The sequence below is a fragment of the Streptomyces sp. NPDC002446 genome (genome assembly GCF_053595675.1).
In genome coordinates, this window is sequence record NZ_JBSFYC010000008.1 from 108,498 (window position 1) to 126,758 (window position 18,261).

Annotated in this window: 17 protein-coding genes, 1 tRNA gene and 1 pseudogene; 12 read left to right on the forward strand and 7 right to left on the reverse strand. The window is 71.2% G+C overall.

Translation table 11 applies throughout. From position 1 onward, the window contains the following. Positions 1 to 46: 46 nt before the first annotated feature. The gene (locus ACWD6P_RS07295) at positions 47 to 706 is read right to left on the reverse strand and encodes a DUF461 domain-containing protein (RefSeq protein WP_451443050.1); all 660 of its coding nucleotides are present in this window, start codon (positions 704 to 706) and stop codon (positions 47 to 49) included. Positions 707 to 1,562: 856 nt separating this feature from the next. Here ACWD6P_RS07295 and ACWD6P_RS07300 point away from each other — a divergent pair. From ACWD6P_RS07300 to ACWD6P_RS07330, 7 genes are all read left to right on the forward strand, one after another. Next, positions 1,563 to 2,045, forward strand: coding sequence for a CarD family transcriptional regulator (locus tag ACWD6P_RS07300; protein WP_003953493.1), 483 nt, complete (start codon positions 1,563 to 1,565; stop codon positions 2,043 to 2,045). 449 nt (positions 2,046 to 2,494) lie between these two features. Further along, positions 2,495 to 3,241 carry a 2-C-methyl-D-erythritol 4-phosphate cytidylyltransferase gene (gene ispD / locus ACWD6P_RS07305; protein WP_451443051.1) on the forward strand — a complete coding sequence of 249 codons (747 nt, stop codon included), beginning with the start codon at positions 2,495 to 2,497 and terminating at the stop codon, positions 3,239 to 3,241. Then, positions 3,234 to 3,752 carry a 2-C-methyl-D-erythritol 2,4-cyclodiphosphate synthase gene (gene ispF / locus ACWD6P_RS07310; protein WP_451443052.1) on the forward strand — a complete coding sequence of 173 codons (519 nt, stop codon included), beginning with the start codon at positions 3,234 to 3,236 and terminating at the stop codon, positions 3,750 to 3,752. Before ispD ends, ispF begins: the two co-directional genes overlap by 8 nt. A 164-nt stretch (positions 3,753 to 3,916) precedes the next feature. Then, positions 3,917 to 4,321: a PPOX class F420-dependent oxidoreductase gene (locus tag ACWD6P_RS07315; protein WP_451443053.1), complete on the forward strand. Its 405-nt coding sequence runs from the start codon at positions 3,917 to 3,919 to the stop codon at positions 4,319 to 4,321. A 223-nt stretch (positions 4,322 to 4,544) separates the two neighbouring features. Next, positions 4,545 to 5,939 carry a cysteine--tRNA ligase gene (gene cysS / locus ACWD6P_RS07320; protein WP_451443054.1) on the forward strand — a complete coding sequence of 465 codons (1,395 nt, stop codon included), beginning with the start codon at positions 4,545 to 4,547 and terminating at the stop codon, positions 5,937 to 5,939. A gap of 128 nt (positions 5,940 to 6,067) precedes the next feature. After that, positions 6,068 to 7,021, forward strand: a complete 954-nt coding sequence (gene rlmB, locus ACWD6P_RS07325; RefSeq protein ID WP_451443055.1) for a 23S rRNA (guanosine(2251)-2'-O)-methyltransferase RlmB — start codon at positions 6,068 to 6,070, stop codon at positions 7,019 to 7,021. A gap of 166 nt (positions 7,022 to 7,187) precedes the next feature. Beyond that, positions 7,188 to 8,834, forward strand: coding sequence for a DoxX family membrane protein (locus tag ACWD6P_RS07330; protein WP_451443056.1), 1,647 nt, complete (start codon positions 7,188 to 7,190; stop codon positions 8,832 to 8,834). Between the two features lie 822 nt (positions 8,835 to 9,656). Here the strand turns inward: ACWD6P_RS07330 and ACWD6P_RS07335 are convergent. From ACWD6P_RS07335 to ACWD6P_RS07345, 3 genes are all read right to left on the reverse strand, one after another. Further along, on the reverse strand, positions 9,657 to 10,385 hold the full coding sequence (locus ACWD6P_RS07335; RefSeq protein WP_451443057.1) for a nucleotidyltransferase family protein: 729 nt from the start codon (positions 10,383 to 10,385) through the stop codon (positions 9,657 to 9,659). Between the two features lie 30 nt (positions 10,386 to 10,415). Next, positions 10,416 to 10,832: a hypothetical protein gene (locus ACWD6P_RS07340; protein ID WP_451443058.1), complete on the reverse strand. Its 417-nt coding sequence runs from the start codon at positions 10,830 to 10,832 to the stop codon at positions 10,416 to 10,418. A 433-nt stretch (positions 10,833 to 11,265) separates the two neighbouring features. Continuing rightward, positions 11,266 to 12,402 carry an ABC transporter ATP-binding protein gene (locus tag ACWD6P_RS07345; RefSeq protein ID WP_451443059.1) on the reverse strand — a complete coding sequence of 379 codons (1,137 nt, stop codon included), beginning with the start codon at positions 12,400 to 12,402 and terminating at the stop codon, positions 11,266 to 11,268. Positions 12,403 to 12,583: 181 nt separating this feature from the next. Here ACWD6P_RS07345 and ACWD6P_RS07350 point away from each other — a divergent pair. Further along, positions 12,584 to 12,657 (forward strand) — tRNA-Thr (locus ACWD6P_RS07350). A gap of 120 nt (positions 12,658 to 12,777) precedes the next feature. Here ACWD6P_RS07350 and ACWD6P_RS07355 read toward each other — a convergent pair. After that, positions 12,778 to 13,047, reverse strand: a pseudogene (locus ACWD6P_RS07355) (tyrosine-type recombinase/integrase); the annotation flags it as partial. A gap of 43 nt (positions 13,048 to 13,090) precedes the next feature. Here ACWD6P_RS07355 and ACWD6P_RS07360 point away from each other — a divergent pair. Further along, positions 13,091 to 13,285 carry a hypothetical protein gene (locus ACWD6P_RS07360; RefSeq protein WP_451443060.1) on the forward strand — a complete coding sequence of 65 codons (195 nt, stop codon included), beginning with the start codon at positions 13,091 to 13,093 and terminating at the stop codon, positions 13,283 to 13,285. A gap of 619 nt (positions 13,286 to 13,904) precedes the next feature. Here the strand turns inward: ACWD6P_RS07360 and ACWD6P_RS07365 are convergent. Beyond that, positions 13,905 to 14,801 carry a hypothetical protein gene (locus ACWD6P_RS07365; RefSeq protein WP_451443061.1) on the reverse strand — a complete coding sequence of 299 codons (897 nt, stop codon included), beginning with the start codon at positions 14,799 to 14,801 and terminating at the stop codon, positions 13,905 to 13,907. Between the two features lie 571 nt (positions 14,802 to 15,372). Here ACWD6P_RS07365 and ACWD6P_RS07370 point away from each other — a divergent pair. Both ACWD6P_RS07370 and ACWD6P_RS07375 read left to right on the forward strand, forming a co-directional pair. Beyond that, positions 15,373 to 16,026 carry an HNH endonuclease family protein gene (locus ACWD6P_RS07370; protein ID WP_451443062.1) on the forward strand — a complete coding sequence of 218 codons (654 nt, stop codon included), beginning with the start codon at positions 15,373 to 15,375 and terminating at the stop codon, positions 16,024 to 16,026. Next, complete coding sequence (locus ACWD6P_RS07375) at positions 16,026 to 16,316, forward strand: hypothetical protein (RefSeq protein ID WP_451443063.1); 291 nt, start codon at positions 16,026 to 16,028, stop codon at positions 16,314 to 16,316. The genes ACWD6P_RS07370 and ACWD6P_RS07375 overlap by 1 nt, the downstream gene beginning before the upstream one ends. 43 nt (positions 16,317 to 16,359) lie before the next feature. Here ACWD6P_RS07375 and ACWD6P_RS07380 read toward each other — a convergent pair whose 3' ends face one another. Continuing rightward, positions 16,360 to 17,238, reverse strand: coding sequence for a helix-turn-helix transcriptional regulator (locus tag ACWD6P_RS07380; RefSeq protein WP_451443064.1), 879 nt, complete (start codon positions 17,236 to 17,238; stop codon positions 16,360 to 16,362). A 112-nt stretch (positions 17,239 to 17,350) separates the two neighbouring features. Between ACWD6P_RS07380 and ACWD6P_RS07385 the strand changes: the two genes are divergently transcribed. After that, positions 17,351 to 18,259, forward strand: coding sequence for an SDR family NAD(P)-dependent oxidoreductase (locus ACWD6P_RS07385; RefSeq protein WP_451443065.1), 909 nt, complete (start codon positions 17,351 to 17,353; stop codon positions 18,257 to 18,259). Positions 18,260 to 18,261 lie beyond the last annotated feature (2 nt).

Here is an 18,261-nt window from a genome sequence, read left to right on the forward strand (position 1 = left end):
CTGACGCGTGGGGCACGGGGCCGGTGACGACGCCCGTGCGGTGAGGTCAGTGACCGGCGTGCGCCGACCCGGCGGGCTTGGTGGCGCCGGTGGTCGGCGTGGCGGTACCCGTCGGCGTGCCGGACTCGGTCGGCTTGCCCGTCTCCGTGGGCTTGCCGCCCGGGGTGGCCGAACCGGACGGCTGCGGCACCTGGGAGGGCCCGTAGCCCTCGAAGTAGCTCTTCGCCGGGACGACGAAGGCGTCGATCTTCACCTTGCCGGTGGAGCTGAAGTCGAACGTCAGCGTCTGCACGTTCCCGTCCTGGACGGCCTCCCGGCCGCTGGGCAGGACGGCGGCGGCGTTGTCCTTGCCGCCGACCACGACGGAGCCGCCGGCCGGCACGGTGATCCCGCCCGAGCCGTTGCCCGCCGCCTTCAGCTTGGCCGACTGGCCGGTGCCGTTGACGGAGATCGCGGTCAGCTTCTGGTCCTTGGTGCCGTTGTTGAACAGCGTCGCGGTCACCACGGCCGGGCCCTTGGCGTGCAGATCGGGCTGGGTGACGACGGACACGTTCTGGATCTTGATGTCACCGGCGGAGGTCTCGGCGTTGTCCGGCTTGACCTGCAGCGTCTGGGCGTCGCTCCCGGCCCCGCACGCGGACAGCGTGGCGATCGAGAGCGAAAGGACGGTGGCGGCGAGGACGCCGCGTCGAAGGCTGCGGCTCACGGCGGCGGCATCTCCTTGACGAGCTACGGCGGCCGAACGTTCGTGCCCGGTCGCGGATGGACGGCTGGGGCGGCGCCGCGTACGCGTCATGACGACGGGCACGTAAAGCCGCCCTAAGGGTGTGTCAGCGCCGCTAGGTTACCGAGCCGTCCCCGCACCGCCGCACCCGACCCGCCCCCAGCGCGATCACCGGCCCGCCACCGCCGCCCGCACACGGTTCCGACCCAGGCGCCGGGCCCCCGGCCGCGCCCGGCCCGCCGGAGAGCCGGCCGCGGGAGAACGACGCGCGGAAGGTGCCGGGACCTTCACGGAACGGCGAGGACGGGCTCACCGTATGACGGGCTCCGTATGACGGGATCACGGATGAGGGGATCAAGGATGAGATGACGGGATCATGGATGACCGGAACAGGGATGAATATTCGGCAGGCGGCCGTTCGGGTGGGCATGCGCCCGTTTCCCCGGCCGGTTTCCCCCGGCGAAAAACAGTATTCGAAGGGAATGTGAAGACCTCACGGAATTGATCACACTCTTCACCGGCCGGAAGGTGATCAATTCGAGAATCGGCCCTGACGGGTGCTTGCGCGGCCGAACGGAGTAGCGGAACTCGCTCATGCGGATCCGTGCAAAACGGGACGTTCAGCCTATCGATCATGGTGTTCCCGACGTGTGACAGGCACGTTTCCGCTCGCCCGCGAAGCCCCTCCGACCTGCGAATACCCGCACCGAAGGGCCCCTCGCAGCACGTTCCGGCTGCTGTTGTCAAGCCCCGAGATATGCCCTGACCTGCGAAAACGCCATTCAGAACGGCCCGTTCCCGTGTTAGCATGGATAGCCACGGAAGGGGTACCTGTCACATGACGTTCAAGGTTGGCGACACCGTGGTCTATCCCCATCACGGGGCCGCGCTGATCGAGGCCATCGAAACTCGCCAGATCAAAGGCGTGGACAAGACCTACTTGGTGCTGAAGGTCGCCCAGGGCGACTTGACTGTTCGTGTGCCAGCGGACAATGCGGAGTTCGTCGGCGTACGCGACGTGGTTGGTCAGGACGGGCTGGACCGGGTCTTCGAGGTGCTTCGTGCACCGTATGCCGAAGAGCCGACTAACTGGTCCCGTCGCTACAAGGCAAATCTCGAGAAGCTCGCTTCCGGCGATGTGATCAAGGTCGCCGAAGTAGTGCGCGACCTGTGGCGGCGTGAGCGCGAGCGCGGACTCTCCGCCGGTGAGAAGAGGATGCTTGCAAAGGCCCGCCAGATTCTGGTGAGCGAACTCGCCCTCGCGGAGAACACCAACGAGGACAAGGCCGAGGCCCTGCTCGACGAGGTCCTCGCGTCCTGACGCCGTACGGCGACCGACCGACGCAGCGACGACCCGCAGCGACGACGTAGCAAAAATGCCGCGGTGCCCGAGTGGCGACCGACTCCCATGTGGGAGGGGTCCGTTACCGGGCGCTGCGGCATATCTGCCTCTGTATGTCTGCCTGTGTTCGACGCCCGCCCGCGTTCGCCTGTGACGGGACGGCGATCCGGCAGGGCCCGCCGAGGCACCGGTGGCCGTTGCGGTGGCCGTTGCGCTGCGGTTCGGCTCGCTCTCGCGGACCTGTCGTGGAGTGCCGGGCCCGGGCAGCTGCCCCGACCGATGTCACGGAAGGGTCCGGTCAAGGCGTCGCGCCCGGCACTCCCCCAAGCTCTACGAGCAGGGGGTACCCCCAGGCCATACCCACCTCTCCCGAGGAAACAAACCTGTCTGCGCCAATTCCGGGCTCGCCCCGGACTCCGGAGCCATCGATGTCAGATCCCTCCCGCCCGATCCGCACCGCCGCGGTGATCCCTGCCGCCGGCCGGGGCGTCCGGCTCGGTCCCGGCACCCCCAAGGCCCTGCGCGCGCTGGGCGGCACCCCCATGCTGGTGCACGCCGTCCGCGCGATGGCCGCCTCCCGCGCCGTCTCGCTCATCGTCGTGGTGGCCCCGCCCGACGGCGCCGGCGAGGTCGACCGCCTCCTTAACGAGTACCCGCTCGCCGACCGCACCGACCTCGTGGTCGTCCCCGGCGGGCAGACCCGCCAGGAGTCCGTACGGCTCGGTCTGGCGGCGCTGCCGCAGGACGTCGACGTCGTGCTGGTGCACGACGCCGCCCGCCCGCTGGTCCCCGTCGACACCGTCGACGCGGTGATCGCGGCGGTACGCGCCGGTGCGCCCGCCGTCGTCCCCGCGCTGCCGCTCGCCGACACCGTCAAGCAGGTCGAACCGCAGCCGCAGGGCGCCCCCGAGCCGGTGGTCGGCACCCCGGAGCGGGCTCTGCTGCGCGCCGTACAGACCCCGCAGGGCTTCGACCCCGAGACCCTGCGCAAGGCGCACGACACCGTCGTCGAGGGCGAGGGCGCCACCGACGACGCCGGGCTGGTCGAACGGCTCGGCGCGCCGGTCGTGGTCGTCCCCGGCCACGAGGAAGCGTTCAAGGTGACCCGGCCGCTGGACCTGGTCCTGGCCGAGGCCGTACTCGCCCGCAGGAGGGCCACCGATGGCTATGTCTGAGCCGACCCCCGCCGGCGGGCCCGCCGGCCTCCCCCTCGTCGGCGTCGGCACGGACGTGCACGCCTTCGAGCAGGGCCGCGAGCTGTGGTGCGCCGGGCTGCTCTGGGACGCCGCGGAGAGCGACGGCTACGGCCTGGCCGGTCACAGCGACGGCGATGTCGCCGCGCACGCCGCCTGCGACGCGCTCTTCTCGGCGGCCGGCGTCGGCGACCTGGGCGCGCACTTCGGCACCGGCCGCCCCGAGTGGTCCGGCGCCTCCGGTGTGACGCTGCTGGCCGAGGCCGCGCGGATCGTCCGGGCCGAGGGCTTCACCATCGGCAATGTCGCGGTGCAGGTCATCGGCGTACGGCCGAAGGTCGGCAAGCGGCGCGACGAGGCGCAGAAGGCGCTGTCGGCGGCCGTCGGAGCGCCGGTGTCGGTCTCCGGGACGACCTCGGACGGGCTGGGCCTGACGGGCCGCGCCGAGGGCCTGGCCGCCATCGCCACCGCCATCGTCTTCCGTACGGCCTGAGCGGGCTCCGCATGGCCTGAACCGGCACCCGGGGCTTGACGTGCGGCGCCCGGCATTCCCCCGTATGACGGGGGAATGCCGGGCGCCGCACGGGTGTTGGAGAGAAACGGAGGGCTTGCACCCCTCGGAACGGCCCTCGGAACGGCCCGCAGGAAGGACCCCTCGTGACCGCCACCCTGTCCGACGACCTCAAGCAGCTCCTCGACGCGCCGGTGTTCGTGACCCTGGCGACCATCCAGCCCGACGGCAGTCCGCAGGTCTCGCCGGTATGGGTGAAGCGGGACGGCGACGACCTCCTGGTCTCCACGACCGCCGGCCGCCGCAAGGAGGCCAACATCCGCCGCGACCCGCGCGTGACCGTCGTCGTCCAGCCCTTCGACGCCCCGTACACCTACGCGGAGATCCGCGGCACCGTCACGCTCACCACCGAGGGCGGCCAGGAGCTCATCGACGAGCTGTCCCGGAAGTACACCGGCAAGCCGTACGCGGAGTTCAACCCGGCCTCGGCCGACGACGACGAGCGGGTGGTCATCCGGATCACCCCGCGCAAGGTGGTCGGCAGCATCTGACGGGCAACGGCAACGGGCACCTTTGACGGACACCCCCGGGCAGGGGGATCCGGTAGTGAGGGCCGGTAGTGAAGGCCGGTAGTCAAGACCGGCAGTGAAGCCCGGCAGTAAAAGTCGACGGCGAAAGCGAGCAAAACAGTCGGTATCGGACGGTTGTGACAGATCCGTGTCCCCTCGGCCCATGCGTCGCGGGGCACTGCCCGGTTCCGACTACCCTGGTTCCGTGACGATTCGCCTGTACGACACCAGCGCCCGGCAGATCCGTGACTTCACCCCGCTCACGCCGGGCTGTGTCTCGATCTACCTCTGTGGTGCGACCGTGCAGGCCGCCCCGCACATCGGGCACATCAGGTCGGGACTCAACTTCGACATCATGCGCCGCTGGTTCGCCCACCGCGGCTACGACGTGACCTTCGTCCGCAATGTCACGGACATCGACGACAAGATCATCGCGAAGTCCGGCGAGCAGGGCCGCCCCTGGTGGTCGATCGGCTACGAGAACGAGGTCGCCTTCAACACGGCCTACGACGCCCTCGGCTGCCTGCGTCCGACCTACGAACCGCGCGCCACCGGCCACATCCCCGAGATGATCGAGATGATGCGCGGCCTGATCGAGCGCGGCCACGCCTACGCCGCCGACGGCAACGTCTACTTCGACGTCAAGTCCTTCCCCGGGTATCTCCAGCTGTCCAACCAGGAGTTGGACAACCTCCTGCAGCCGTCCGGCGAGGGGGAGACCGGCAAGCGCGACCCGCGCGACTTCGCCATGTGGAAGGCCGCGAAGGAGGGCGAGCCCAGCTGGGAGACCCCCTGGGGCCGCGGCCGGCCCGGCTGGCATCTGGAGTGCTCGGCGATGGCCCACAAGTACCTGGGTTCCGCCTTCGACATCCACGGCGGCGGCGTCGACCTCGTCTTCCCGCACCACGAGAACGAGATCGCCCAGGCCAAGGCCTTCGGCGACGACTTCGCCGCGTACTGGTCGCACAACGCCTGGGTGACCATGAGCGGCGAGAAGATGTCCAAGTCGCTCGGCAACTCCGTGCTGGTCTCGGAGATGGTCAAGCGCTGGCGCCCGATCGTGCTGCGCTACTACCTGGGCACCCCGCACTACCGCTCGATGATCGAGTACAGCGAGGACGCGCTGCGCGAGGCGGAGGCGGCGTTCGCCCGTATCGAAGGGTTCATCCAGCGCGTCGTCGAGAAGGCCGGTGCCGTCGAGCCCGCCGCCGAGGTGCCGCCGGCCTTCGCCGAGGCGATGGACGACGACCTGGGCGTCCCGCAGGCGCTGGCGGTCGTGCACACCACCGTCCGGCAGGGCAACTCCGCGCTGACCGCCGACGACAAGGAAGCCGCGGTGGCCCGGCTGGCCGAGCTGCGGGCGATGCTCGGAGTGCTGGGCCTGGACCCGCTCGACGAGCGCTGGTCCGGCGGCGGCACGGATCGCGGCGAGGACCTGCACGGCGTCGTCGACTCCCTCGTGCGCCTCGTCCTCGACCAGCGCCAGGCCGCCCGCTCCCGCAAGGACTACGCCACCGCCGACGCCATCCGCGACCAGCTCCAGCAGTCGGGACTGTCGATCGAGGACACCCCGTCGGGCCCGCGCTGGTCGCTGTCCTGACCCGCTCGCGCTCCGTGAGCGCGCACCCGGATTCGCCCTTCCGGGTGCCCGCGGGCGACACTCAATCCATACGTACGTACCCACTCCACGTCGCGAGACGTCGAGAGCAGTGAAGAAACAGGTGACCCATGGCCGGCAACAGCCAGCGCAGGAACCGCCGCACGTCCAACAAGAAGGGCGCGCAGGTCGGCAGCGGCGGTAAGCGGCGCCGGAGCCTGGAGGGCAAGGGCCCGACCCCGCCCGCCTCCGCACGTAAGGGACACGTCAAGAACCGGGTCGCCAACGCCAAGGCGAAGCAGGCCGCGGCGCGCCGCCCGGCCCCGCGGCGCGGCGGCGCCAAGGGCACCGCGGAGCTGGTCGTCGGCCGCAACCCGGTCGTCGAGGCGCTGCGCGAGGGCGTGCCCGCCACCACGCTGTACGTGCAGCAGTTCATCGACAGCGACGAGCGGGTGCGCGAGGCGCTGCAGCTCGCCACCGAAGGCGGGCTGAACCTGCTGGAGGCGCCGCGGGCCGAGCTGGACCGCATGACCAACGGCCTCAACCACCAGGGCCTGGTCGCGCAGATCCCGCCGTACGACTACGCGCACCCCGAGGACCTGGCGGCGGCCGCCTTCGACGAGGGCGAGGACCCGCTGATCGTCGCGCTGGACGGGGTCACCGACCCGCGCAACCTGGGCGCGGTCGTCCGGTCCGTCTCCGCCTTCGGCGGCCACGGCGTGGTCGTGCCGGAGCGCCGCGCCGCCGGGATGACGGCCGGCGCCTGGAAGACCTCGGCGGGCACCGCGGCCCGTACGCCGGTCGCCCGCGCCACCAACCTGACCCGGGCCCTGGAGTCGTACCAGAAGGCCGGTCTGACGGTCGTCGGCCTGGCCGCGGACGGTGACACGGAGCTGCAGGACCTGGAGGTCCTGGACGGCCCGGTCGTCATCGTCGTCGGCAGCGAGGGCAAGGGCCTGTCGCGGCTCGTCGGCGAGACCTGTGACGTGCGCGTACGGATCCCGATGCCGGGCGGCGCGGAGTCGCTGAACGCCGGTGTCGCGGCCGGTGTCGTCCTGTGGGAGGCGGCGCGCCGACGCGCCTGAGCAGTGGCGCCCGGGGGTGGTCCGCGCGTGCGCGCCGCACCCGGGCCACACCTCGGGGCAAAACCTGACCCTCCGTACGCCTTGCCCGTATCCCGTGATCTTTTGACGGGTCTCGGACAGATCGGCCCGGTCAAGGCAGTGTCTTATACGCGAGTCACTCGGTTAGATGAGCGTGGACACCAGAACACCCCGCACGCCTACGGGGGGACGCTCGCCGGGCTTCGATGACGAGCCGGGCCTGAGCTCGGTCAAGGTGCCGTGCGATCCCGCGCAGGTCATCGTCAACCACGCCAGCTTCCGCGTACAGCTCGCCGCACCCGCGGCGGGCCACGTCACGGCCGACACCGCGCGCATCCCCGCCACCCGGGGCCCGTCCGCCGGTGGCAGACGCCGGGCGCCGGTGGTGTGGAGCGGCCGCACCGAACCGGGCGGCACGGCCGGCGCCACCACCCAACTCCTGCACGCGGTGCGCAACGCGGGCATCGGCCTCGACACCGGCGGCCAGAGCGAGGACGTCGGCACGACCCAGGTCCTGCCCCGGGTCCGCCTCGACGGCCCGGCCCCCGCCCAGACCGTGATCGGCCAGCGCGGCCCCGCCGAATCCGACGGCACCCTGCTGCGCGGCGTACGCCCCGTGGGCAGCGCGTACGGCGACCCCTACAGCGACCACCCCCACCGCGACATGTACGGCGGCCGCGGCCCCGCCGACGACGGCTATGACGACGACCGTGACGACCGCTTCGAGCCCCGCGGCCAGTACGACCCCGAGGGCGGGCGGCGTGCCGCCGACACCGTGCGGCACGCGTACTACCCGGGCCGCCGGATGAACCTCGGCGTCGTCCTGCTGCCGCTGCGCATCTTCCTCGGCCTGATCTCCGTCTACGCCGGTATGGGCAAGCTCTGCGACCCCGTCTACTTCGACGGCGGCGAGCGGGGCTCGATGGTCAAGTGGCTGCTGTCGCTCGACCCGTGGGCGCTGGCCGTACCGCTGCGCGACTTCGCCGTCTCGCACCCCGTCGGCGCCGGCCTGACCGTCGCCTTCCTCCAGGTCGTCGTCGGCGTGCTGACCATCTGCGGGCTGTGGCAGCGGGTGGCCGCGTCGATCGGCGCGCTGCTCTCCGCGGCGCTGCTGATGACCGTCAGCTGGCGCACGCTCCCCGCCTACGACGCCCCCGACATCATCTACCTCGCCGCCTGGAGCCCGCTGATCATCGCGGGCGCCCCGGTCTACTCCATGGACGCCCGGCTCGCCGGCGAGGCCTGGCGGCGGCTCGGCCCCCGCGTCGAGGTCGCCGACCTGCGACGCCGGGTGCTGCGCCGCGGCGCCATGATGACCATGGTGGTGGGCGGGCTCACCCTGCTCATCGGCTCGCTGCTCGGCGGTGCCGTACGGTCCGCGACGGTCGCGACCGTGCCGCGGCCCGGCGAGCCCGCGATCAACAACCTGCCCGGCTCACCGCTGCCCCGCCCCGGCAAGAGCGCCACCCGCCCCGGCCAGCGGCACACCGGCAGTGCGGTACGCCCCGGCACCCCCTCCGCGGGCGCTTCGCACAAGGCCCGCAGGCCCGGCCAGCCGTCCGCGTCGACCCGCACCGGCCGCACCGCGGGCAGCACCAGCGGCCTCTCCCAGCAGCCCGGCGCCACCACCAGCGCCCCGCAGCAGACCGCCCCGACCCGAGCCCCCGCCCCGACCCGCGTCCCGAACACCTCGGGCGGCACCGGCGGCGGCACGACCGGCACCGGCAGCAGCGGCTCCGGCGACTCGGGCGACTCCGGCGGCCGCGGCAGCACGTTGGGAGGGCTGCTGGGCTGAGGCGCGGGGCGGCCCCCAGGGGCGCGCGCTCCGGGGCTGCTGCCTCGGGGCGCGCGCGAGCGGGGATCTGGCCGGTGGTCCGGTTTTCTCCCCGCTTTCTGGGCCTTCGTTGCCTTCGTTTCTGCGTCCGGCTTCCTCTCCCTTGCGGTTTGGCTTCTGCTTGCGGCTTGGCTTCCGCTTCGGGCTTCGCTCGTGCTTCCGCTCCGTCCGGCTTCGCTTCTGCGTCCGGCTTCGCTCCTGCTCCCGCTTTCGCCTTCGCTTCCGCTCTTTCCCACCGCCTACTTTTTCCCCGCCGCCCACCCCCCTTCGGGGGGTGGGCGGGTGTATGTGCGCGGGGCCTTTGAGCGGAGCGGGGCTTTTGGAACGGAGTGGTGCCTTTGACCGGAGCGGGGCTTTGGAATGGAGCGGGGCCTTCGATCGGGGCTGGCTTCGGCGGCGCTGGGGGCCGCGTACGACAGCCGATGGTGGGGGTGGTGTGGCGATCGACGCCGTGGCAAGCGACATCATGACGGCCGGCGTTGTGGCGACCGGCATTCGTGAGTGCCGAGGTGGTGACGACCAGCGTGACAAGGGCCGTTGGCGTTGCGACGGCTGCTGGTGTGGCTGCGGCGGCTACAGGTCGCGTACGGCCGCTGGGGCGCCTGCGGCGACGTACGCGACCAAATCCCCGAGGGCCGGGCCTCTGCGGGCGCGTACGGGCCCCACAGCCTCGCCGCGGAGCCATCTGCCGGGAGGTGGGCGGCGGGAGGCGGGAGCCGGGCTGAGCCGTGGCAGACGGGCGGCCGGCGGCCCCGCCGCACGGCATCGCCCCCCTCCACTCCCTCAACCCGCCTGCGCGCTCAGCTCCTTGGCCGCCTCGGTGAGGTCCTTGGTCGTGTCGATGGCGCGCCAGTAGGCGCCCTGCGGGAGCGGGAAACCGGCCAGGCGGCGTTCGCGGGCCAGGCGAGGGAAGGTCGTGCGCTCGTGGTCGCCGCGGGCGGGGAGCAGGTCTGTGAACGCGGCGGAGAAGACGTAGACGCCGGCGTTGATCAGATACGGCGAGGGCGGCGCCTCGATGAAATCCAGTACGTGCCCGAACGCGTCGGTCTCGACGACTCCCCAGGGGATGCGGGGGCGGGCCAGCGCGAGGGTGGCGTCGGCGTCGCGTTCGTGGTGGAAGGCGGCCATCTCGCGGAGCGGGAAGCGGGTCCAGACGTCGCCGTTGGTGGCGTACCAGGGTTCGTGCGGGCGGGGCAGCGAGCCGGCCGCGTACTTGAGTCCGCCGCCGCGGCCCAGTGGCTCCGTCTCGACAACGGTCGTGACGCGCAAGGGCAGTCGGGCCTGTGACAGCCAGTCCTGCAGCACCTCGGCGAGGTGGCCGCAGGAGACGACCGCGTCCGTGACGCCTTCCTCGGCCAGCCAGTTCAGCTGGTGGCCGATGATCGGGGTTCCGGTGCCGGGAATCTCGACCATCGGCTTGGGTCGGTCATCGGTGTACGGGCGGAGACGCGAGCCCTGGCCGCCGGCCAGGACCACGGCCTGCGTGGGGTACGGATGCGGGGCGCCTGTCATGGTTCGCACCCTATGCGGTGCGATCGGTGGTCACTGGGCGTCGGCGACGCCGGTGGCGAAGGAGGTGTCGCAGACCGGGCGGGAGAAGGCCTGGGCGCGGTGCGCGGCACCGTACTTGGCGACGGCGGCACGGCCGAGGGCGCGTGCGATGTCGGGGCACGCCTTGAGCAGCGAGGGCCGCTTGGCGGTCGCCTCCTGGAGGCGGGTCAGGGCGACGCTGGGGTTCTTCTCCTGGAGCTCGATCAGGAGGCGCTTGCGGAGAGCGTCCGCGGGGGTGGCCGGGGCGGCCTTGGTGGATGCCGTTCCGGAGGATGCGGTCAGCACCTGTGAGTCGGTGGCCGTCGATGCCCAGGGGACGCGGGTGACCGCGAGTGTCCCGGACAGCACGAGGACGACGGGAAGGACGAGAGCGAGAGTTCTGCCGATGCGGCGGGCTGCGGAGTTCACGGTCGAGATGGTAGCGAGGAGTGATGATTTGGCGACATTTGGTCACCGTATCGAGGGACGCAATGGCCCGTCGGTGCGGTCGCGATGTTGACGCACTGGTACGAAAAGCTCCGATATGTCCCTGCGGTGCAGGGTCTGTGCGGCCGGCATGTCCCGTACGGCGCGCGGCGGGCAGGGCCCGGCGGCCGCTCCGGAAACGCGGCAGCGGTGGCGGTCCAGGACTACCCCGGACCGCCACCGCCCTAACGCGCCGCTCTCCTCTGCCGTCTCCGCCGAATCAGCCGTCGCCGCTGAGTCGGCCGTCTCCGCTGAGTCGGCCGTCTCCTCGCCCAGAGACGTCCGTCGCTCGGCGATGGCCGTCGCTCGGCCGTTTCCGTCCGCTCAGCGATCTCCGGCGCCACTCGGCGGTCTCGGTCTCCATCGGAGCGGAGCCTCAGTCGCTGAGGCGCTCCCCCGAAGACGTCGAGAACACATGCGTCTCGCCGGGGCGCGGGACGACGTGCAGCCGGCTGCCCTTCTCCGGGACCTGGCGGCCGTTGACCCGTACGACCAGGTCCTTGGTCTCGCCGCCGACCTCCGCGGTGCCGTACACATAGCCGTCGGCGCCGAGTTCCTCGACGACGTTGACCGTGACGGCCAGGCCAGCCGGTGCGTCCGCGGCCTCCTTGGACAGCGACTTCGCCGCGGCGCCGTTCTGCTCGACGATGTCGAAGTGCTCGGGGCGCACACCCACCGTCACCGTACGGTCGCCCTTGTCGGCGGCCGCGCTCAGCGCCTCCCTGTTGACCGGGACCACACTGTTGCCGAACTTCACGCCGCCGTCGGTGATCGGCACCTCGACCAGGTTCATGGCGGGGGAGCCGATGAAGCCGGCGACGAAGAGGTTGGCGGGACGGTCGTACATGTTGCGCGGCGAGTCGACCTGCTGGAGCAGGCCGTCCTTGAGGACGGCGACCCGGTCGCCCATCGTCATGGCCTCGACCTGGTCGTGGGTGACGTACACCGTCGTGATCCCCAGCCGCCGCTGCAGGCCGGCGATCTGCGTACGCGTCTGCACGCGCAGCTTCGCGTCCAGGTTGGACAGCGGCTCGTCCATCAGGAAGACCTGCGGCTCACGGACGATCGCCCGGCCCATCGCGACGCGCTGGCGCTGACCACCGGACAGCGCCTTGGGCTTGCGCCCCAGGTACTCCGTCAGGTCAAGGATCTTGGCCGCGTCCTCGACCTTCTGCCGGATCTCGGCCTTCGGAACACCGGCGATCTTGAGCGCGAAGCCCATGTTGTCGGCGACCGTCATGTGCGGGTAGAGCGCGTAGTTCTGGAACACCATGGCGATGTCCCGGTCCTTGGGCGGAAGGTGGGTGACATCGCGGTCCCCGATGCGGATGGCGCCTCCGTCGACGTCCTCCAGCCCCGCGAGCATCCGCAGAGAGGTGGACTTGCCGCATCCGGAGGGGCCGACCAGGACGAGGAATTCGCCGTCTTCGATGGCGATGTCCAGTTTGTCGACGGCGGGCTTGTCGGAACCCGGGTAGATACGGGTTGCCTGGTCATACGTGACCGTAGCCATGGTGAGAGTCCCTTCACCGGCAGGAACGTGCCGGACGATCCGAGTAAAAGGAGTGGTGTAGTCCACTGATGTGGAACTGTCCCGTGACGCTACCCTCGACCGGGCCCGGTGTCAGTAGCCTGGCTCTCACCAAATCCAGGAGACCGGCACCCGGCACGCCTGGGTACACTTCTCCACGCACGCCTCCTTAGCTCAGCTGGTCAGAGCACCGCTCTTGTAAAGCGAAGGTCGTCGGTTCGAATCCGACAGGGGGCTCTGTGTTTGAGCAGGGAAGAAGCCCCGGGCCGATCTTGGCCTGGGGCTTCTGACATGTACGGGTGACATCAATGAGGCGGTCGGTAACGCGGCGGTCGGTAACGGGGCGGTCGGTCGAGATCAGTCCTGATCGAGCCGCCGTTTCAGGAGCCGGTCCATGTGGCTGATCGCTTGCCGCTGGGTGTCCTGCGCGACGTGGGTGTAGACGTCCATGGTCATGCTGATCTGGCTGTGGCCGAGGATCTCCATCAGGGCGCGAGGGGCGACGCCGGCTGCGGTGAGCAGGGTGGCGCAGCCGTTCCGGGCGTCGTGGAGTCGGATCGGGTGGAGGTCGGCGGAGGCTGTGAGCCGGGAGAAGGGGCGGTTCAGGTTCCGCGGTTCGATGGGGCGACGGGCCTGCTCCTGTCCTGGGACGGGCATCTAGCCTCGGTGCATGGACCAGGTGGAGAACGGTCGACTGTCGGACGATGAGTTCAAGGAGTTCCTCAGCTTCTTGAAGAGGTTCTGCTCCCATGATCTAGATCAGTGGGAGGCGTGGCAGACCACCACTCCTTATGGTCCGGTCTACGTCAACATGACCAGGCGCCTTCCGCCGGGAACCGACCCGAGCGCCTTCCACTCGATCTGAACGGCGACGTGTATGCCCACACAGCTTCCAGAGTGTCCGCGCTGCGGTCAGGACTGGGTTCATCCCTACCGGTTCAAGGACGACGGGTCTCCGTTCTCCCTGTGTACTGAATGTGACTCCTTCTGGTGGCCGCATGAGGCCCTGGAGATCTCCAACGCACGCTTCCTTGATGACGTAGTGGCTGCGCGGCTTGGGGTGAGCGGAAACCCATGGTCGACTCGTGTGTGGGCCGATGTCATCGAGCCGGTCGGGGAAGGCCGCTGACATCCGCAGCTGACATCAACGACGGCGCACGACCACGGTTCTCCCCAATCCAGTGTGCCCTCGCGCCTTCTACCGCCGGCATGCAGTGGTGCCCGGTTGATCGAACTTGTAAATCGAAGGTCGTCGGTTCGAATCCGACAGGGGGATCCGAGAAGCAGCAGGTCAGAGGCCCTGCCGTCTGAGTGGGCGGTGGGGCCTCCGGTTATGTGGTGCAGGTACGGCATGCGTGGGGTGAGGCGGGAGTGCGCCTCGGGGGAGCGAGGTGTGGCTGATCTTGGGTGGTGGCGGGCTGCGGAGGTGGGCGGTTCAGGGGGAACTGGGTGCTGGGGTGAGGGCGTTCGGCTGGGGCTGGCGTTTAGTGGTCCGGGGTGGTTGCGAGGGGGGCGCAGGCTGGGCGGGTGCGGAGCCAGTAGGAGTGGGTGGCGGTCAGTAGGGCGATGCCGTAGGCGGCGAATGCCGTGTGGCCGATCCAGCCGACGAGGAGGGTGTCCGTCGGGGAGTGGAAATCGCCGCGCCGGATCGGTAGTACGCCCGCCGTCGCGAGGGCCAGGTAGCCGACGCCGAGCACGCCGTAGGGCACCAGTGTGGCCGCGCCGATGACGGCGGGGGTCAGGGGCAGCCAGCGCGGTACCCGTCTGCCGTTCAGGGCGAGGGTCCAGCGGGGGAAGACCTGGCCCCAGGGCCGGATCAGCCCGAAGAGCAGGAAGATGCCGAGCGCGGCCAGTAGTACGGTGCCGTCCAGGCCCCAGGACTCCAGGGTGAGCCAGATGTCGGAGGCTCCGTAGTGGCGGGAGCGTTCCAGTGCCTCGGCACCGCTGATCCCGGCGAACGTCCCGCCCGTTGCCCAGACCAGCTTCATCCCCGCATACGGGAGGAACGCCACGGTCCCGGCGTACGCGGTGAGGCGTACGGCGCGCGGAGCCCGGGACGGCTGTGGTCTGACCACCGTCTTGTGCGCTGTGCCGCAGCGTGCGCAGTTGCTGCCGGGCCGGTGGGCACGAGCCGTGGCGGCGAGGAGCGCCGCGCCGGTCAGCCCGAGGGCGTGCAGTACGGCGGCGTCGGCGTTGTCGACGCCCTGGGCGAACAGCAGCCCGATCACGTCCATCAGCAGGCTGAACGCCGAGATCGCGGACAGCCCGCAGGCCGCCCAGAGCGCGGTCCGCACGGCGGGGTGGGCCGTCCCGCGGACCGCAGCCGTGGCGGCCGTCGCGGCCAGCGCGGCCACCGCGACGACGAACCGGGCCAGCCACACCGTCCCCTGGTCACTGTCGCTGCCGGACAGCGGTGTGCCGCCCAGGGCACAGACCAGTGCGAACCCGCCCTGGATTGCGGCCCAGTAGAGCGTTGTTCGTCCCGCTCGCCCGGCTCGCCTTGCCTGTCCTGCCCGCCCTGTCTGCCCTGTCCGCTCTGCCTGTCCTGCCTGCCCCGCTCGCCCTGGCTGCCGCGGCCCGGCCCGGTGTTGTTCGCCCGGGGGCGTGCTGTTGGTTGTCGTGTGTGCGTGATCGGTCATGGGGCGATCGTCGTGTCCGGCCGCGTGGGGGGCGTCGTCCGCTGTGATGGTCTTCCTCCGCCTGGTGGGGGAGGGAGGGGAGGGCGGGCGGAGACCGCGTACGGGGCGGGTGCCGCTTGGCTCGGGGGTGTGTGCCGTTGAGGTGTGCGCTGTTGATGGGTGAGGGGGCGGTGGGTGAGGGGGCGGCGGTGGTGAGAGGGGGTGGTGGGTAGGCGGGTTGGTCGGTTGTGGGGAGGTGGGGAGCGGGGCGGGGACACGCCGCCGTCGGGGGAGGGTGCGGCGTTCTGTCGTGTTTGTCGGATATTGCTAGCGCATGATCCGTACACGCGCCCGGCGGCTGGCTGCCGTTGTGGCCTTTGCGCTGGCCGCTGTGCTCGGCCCGGTCGCCGTTGCTCCGTCCGCTGCGGTGCCCGTGGACATGCCCGAGCCGCCGTCGGCGGATGCCGCCCGGACCGAGCTCGCGGACCTGACGGTCGAGGCACCGCACTCGATGGACGGCTACTCGCGCGCGAAGTTCCCGCACTGGATCCAGCAGGGGAACAGCTGCGACACCCGTGAGGTCGTGCTGAAGCGGGACGGTCAGAACGTCACCCAGGACGCCCAGTGCCGGGCCGTCTCCGGTACGTGGCACAGCCTCTACGACGACAAGACCCTGACCGCGGCGTCGCAGGTGGACATCGACCACATGGTGCCGTTGGCCAACGCCTGGAGGTCCGGGGCCGACAGCTGGACGACGGCCCGGCGCCAGCAGTTCGCCAACGACCTGGAGCATTCGCAGCTGATCGCCGTCTCCGCAAGTTCCAACAGGAGCAAGGGCGATCAGTCGCCCGACCAGTGGAGTCCGCCGAGCCAGGGCTACTGGTGCACGTACGCGCGGGCCTGGACGGACGTCAAGCACCTCTACCGGCTGTCGGTGACCCCGCCCGAGGCGGACAAGCTCGCCGCGATGCTCGACACCTGCGCCTGATGCCCGACGGACCCCAGCGGTGCATCGGCGCGGTGACCGCCGGGCCCGGCGGGGCGATGACCGATGAGGTCGGCGTCATCACGGGCGACCTCACCGTCGTCACCACCCTCGGGGCCGACGGGCGGGCGGCGGTGCGCATCCAGTACACCGGCGCGGAGGAGTGGTACACGCTGACGGGCAGCCCGGTTGCCGTGGCGCCCGGTGGCCTGGGGATGCTGCATGCCGCCGTCCTGCAAGCCGTCAGCGCGGGCGGTGAGGCCGTCGTGCCCGTACTGCCCGGTCGGCGGTGAGCGGGGCGGCCGGCCGCGGGGCCGTTCAGCTGGCCGGGGCTGCTCAGCTGGCCGGCGCCGTGGGGATGTGGTGCAGGCTGGACAACTGGGCGAGTTTGGCGGCGGCTTCGGTGTGCGGGGCGGCGGTGAGAACGACCAGGCGCAGGTCGCTGTCGGGCGCGGTCAGCAGATCGCAGTCGAGGGTGAGCGGGCCGAGGACGGGGTGGTCGAAGGTCTTGGTGTCCGCGGAGTGGGTGCCGACCGCGTGGGAGGCCCAGAGGTCGGCGAAGCGGGGACTGGCCCGGCACAGGTCGGTGACCAGGGAGCGCAGGGACGGGTCCGCCGGGTAGCGGGCGGTGGCCGCTCGCAGGTCGGCGACGGTGGCGGCTTCGAAGTGGGCGGTCTGCTGCGGGGTGTGGCGCACGCGGCCGGGCATACCGGTGAAGTGCCGCCACAGGACGTTGCGTTCGCGCGCCGGGAGCCCGGCGGGGTCGCCCGTCAGCTCCGCGTGCAGACGGTTCCAGGTGACGAGGGTCCAGGTCGCGTCGTAGACACCCACGGGGGTGTCCGGCATCCGGTCGAGGAGTCGTCGCAGGCCAGGGGTGAGCGTCGCCGGAATCCGGTCGTGGTCGGGCGGCCGCTGCCCGGCCAGGAGGAACAGATGCCGCTGCTCCGCCCCGGAGAGCCGTAGTGCACGGGCGAGGGCGGTGAGGACCTGAGGGGAGGGGGAGTTCGCGCGGCCCTGTTCGAGCCGGACGAGGTAGTCGGCTGAGATGCCCGCCAGCAGGGCGAGTTCCTCGCGGCGCAGACCGGAGGTGCGGCGGGGGCCGGCGGAGGCGGTGGGGAGTCCGGCGGCGGAGGGGGAGAGGCGGGTGCGCCACAGGCGCAGAGCGGTGGCAAGGGGGGTGCCCTCGTGCGCGGGTGCGCTCCGGCGTGCGGTCATGGTTTCAGTATCCGGGCGGTGGGGCACAGGCGGCGGGCCGAGCCTGGTACTGGCGTTCCCAGGAAGCGGGGTGAGCTTCCTGCCTGTTGGCGGGACGGCGAGGGTGGGGGGCATGACGAAGACGAGCGATGACGGCGCACGGGCTGACGGCGCACGCGCTGACGGGGTGCCGGACGGGAGTACGGGGAGCGCCGGGACTGCCGGGTGTCTCCGGGGGAGCGGGAGGGTTGCCCTGGTCACCGGGGGCAACAAGGGGCTGGGGCTGGAGACCGGGAGGCGGCTGGCCGAGGCCGGGTATGCGGTCTATCTGGGGGCTCGGGACGTACGGCGCGGGGAGGAGGCGGCGCGCCTGATCGGTGCGCGGCCGCTGCTCCTCGACGTCACCAGTGAGGCGTCCGTGGCGGCGGCCGCGGAGCGCGTACGGGAGGCCGCCGGGCGGCTCGACGTACTGGTCAACAACGCGGGCATCGCGGGCAGCGGGCGGCCGGCGAGGGAACTGACCGCGCAGGAGATGCTGGCGGTGTACGACACCAATGTGTTCGGGGCGGTCCGGGTTCTGCACGCCTTTTTGCCGCTGCTGGAGGACAGCGTCGGGGTGGAGCGCGCTGGCGGGGTGGAGCGCGGTGCCGTTCGGGAAGGCGGTGGCGCTCGGGAAGGTGGTGGCGCCTGGGTGGGTAGTGGGGCGGTGCCCGTAGTGGTGAATGTCAGCAGCGGGCTGGGGTCGCTGGCGGTGACCGCGGACCCCGTCGGCCATGCGGCCGTGGTGCCCACCTGGTTGCCGGTCCCGGCGTACAGCTCGTCCAAGGCGGCGCTGAACATGATCACCGCGCAGTACGCACATGCCTGCCCGCACCTGCGGATCAATGCCGTCGACCCCGGTCACACCGCCACCGATCTCAACAGCCATACAGGCCCCCAGACGGTCGAGGAAGGCGCCGAGATCATTGTGCGGATGGCTCTCATCGGCGCCGACGGCCCCAGTGGCGGATACTTCGCCGCAGACGGGCCGGTGCCGTGGTGAGG

Bases quoted from the DNA above. Each gene is read 5' to 3' on its own strand.
- ACWD6P_RS07375 (WP_451443063.1), top strand. From the start codon at position 16,026: ATGCCCGACGGACCCCAGCGGTGCATCGGCGCGGTGACCGCCGGGCCC.
- ispD (WP_451443051.1), top strand. From the start codon at position 2,495: ATGTCAGATCCCTCCCGCCCGATCCGCACCGCCGCGGTGATCCCTGCC.
- rlmB (WP_451443055.1), top strand. From the start codon at position 6,068: ATGGCCGGCAACAGCCAGCGCAGGAACCGCCGCACGTCCAACAAGAAG.
- ACWD6P_RS07300 (WP_003953493.1), top strand. From the start codon at position 1,563: ATGACGTTCAAGGTTGGCGACACCGTGGTCTATCCCCATCACGGGGCC.
- ACWD6P_RS07335 (WP_451443057.1), bottom strand. From the start codon at position 10,385: ATGACAGGCGCCCCGCATCCGTACCCCACGCAGGCCGTGGTCCTGGCC.
- ACWD6P_RS07380 (WP_451443064.1), bottom strand. From the start codon at position 17,238: ATGACCGCACGCCGGAGCGCACCCGCGCACGAGGGCACCCCCCTTGCC.
- ACWD6P_RS07370 (WP_451443062.1), top strand. From the start codon at position 15,373: ATGATCCGTACACGCGCCCGGCGGCTGGCTGCCGTTGTGGCCTTTGCG.
- ispF (WP_451443052.1), top strand. From the start codon at position 3,234: ATGTCTGAGCCGACCCCCGCCGGCGGGCCCGCCGGCCTCCCCCTCGTC.
- ACWD6P_RS07385 (WP_451443065.1), top strand. From the start codon at position 17,351: ATGACGAAGACGAGCGATGACGGCGCACGGGCTGACGGCGCACGCGCT.
- ACWD6P_RS07345 (WP_451443059.1), bottom strand. From the start codon at position 12,402: ATGGCTACGGTCACGTATGACCAGGCAACCCGTATCTACCCGGGTTCC.
- ACWD6P_RS07330 (WP_451443056.1), top strand. From the start codon at position 7,188: ATGAGCGTGGACACCAGAACACCCCGCACGCCTACGGGGGGACGCTCG.
- ACWD6P_RS07360 (WP_451443060.1), top strand. From the start codon at position 13,091: ATGGACCAGGTGGAGAACGGTCGACTGTCGGACGATGAGTTCAAGGAG.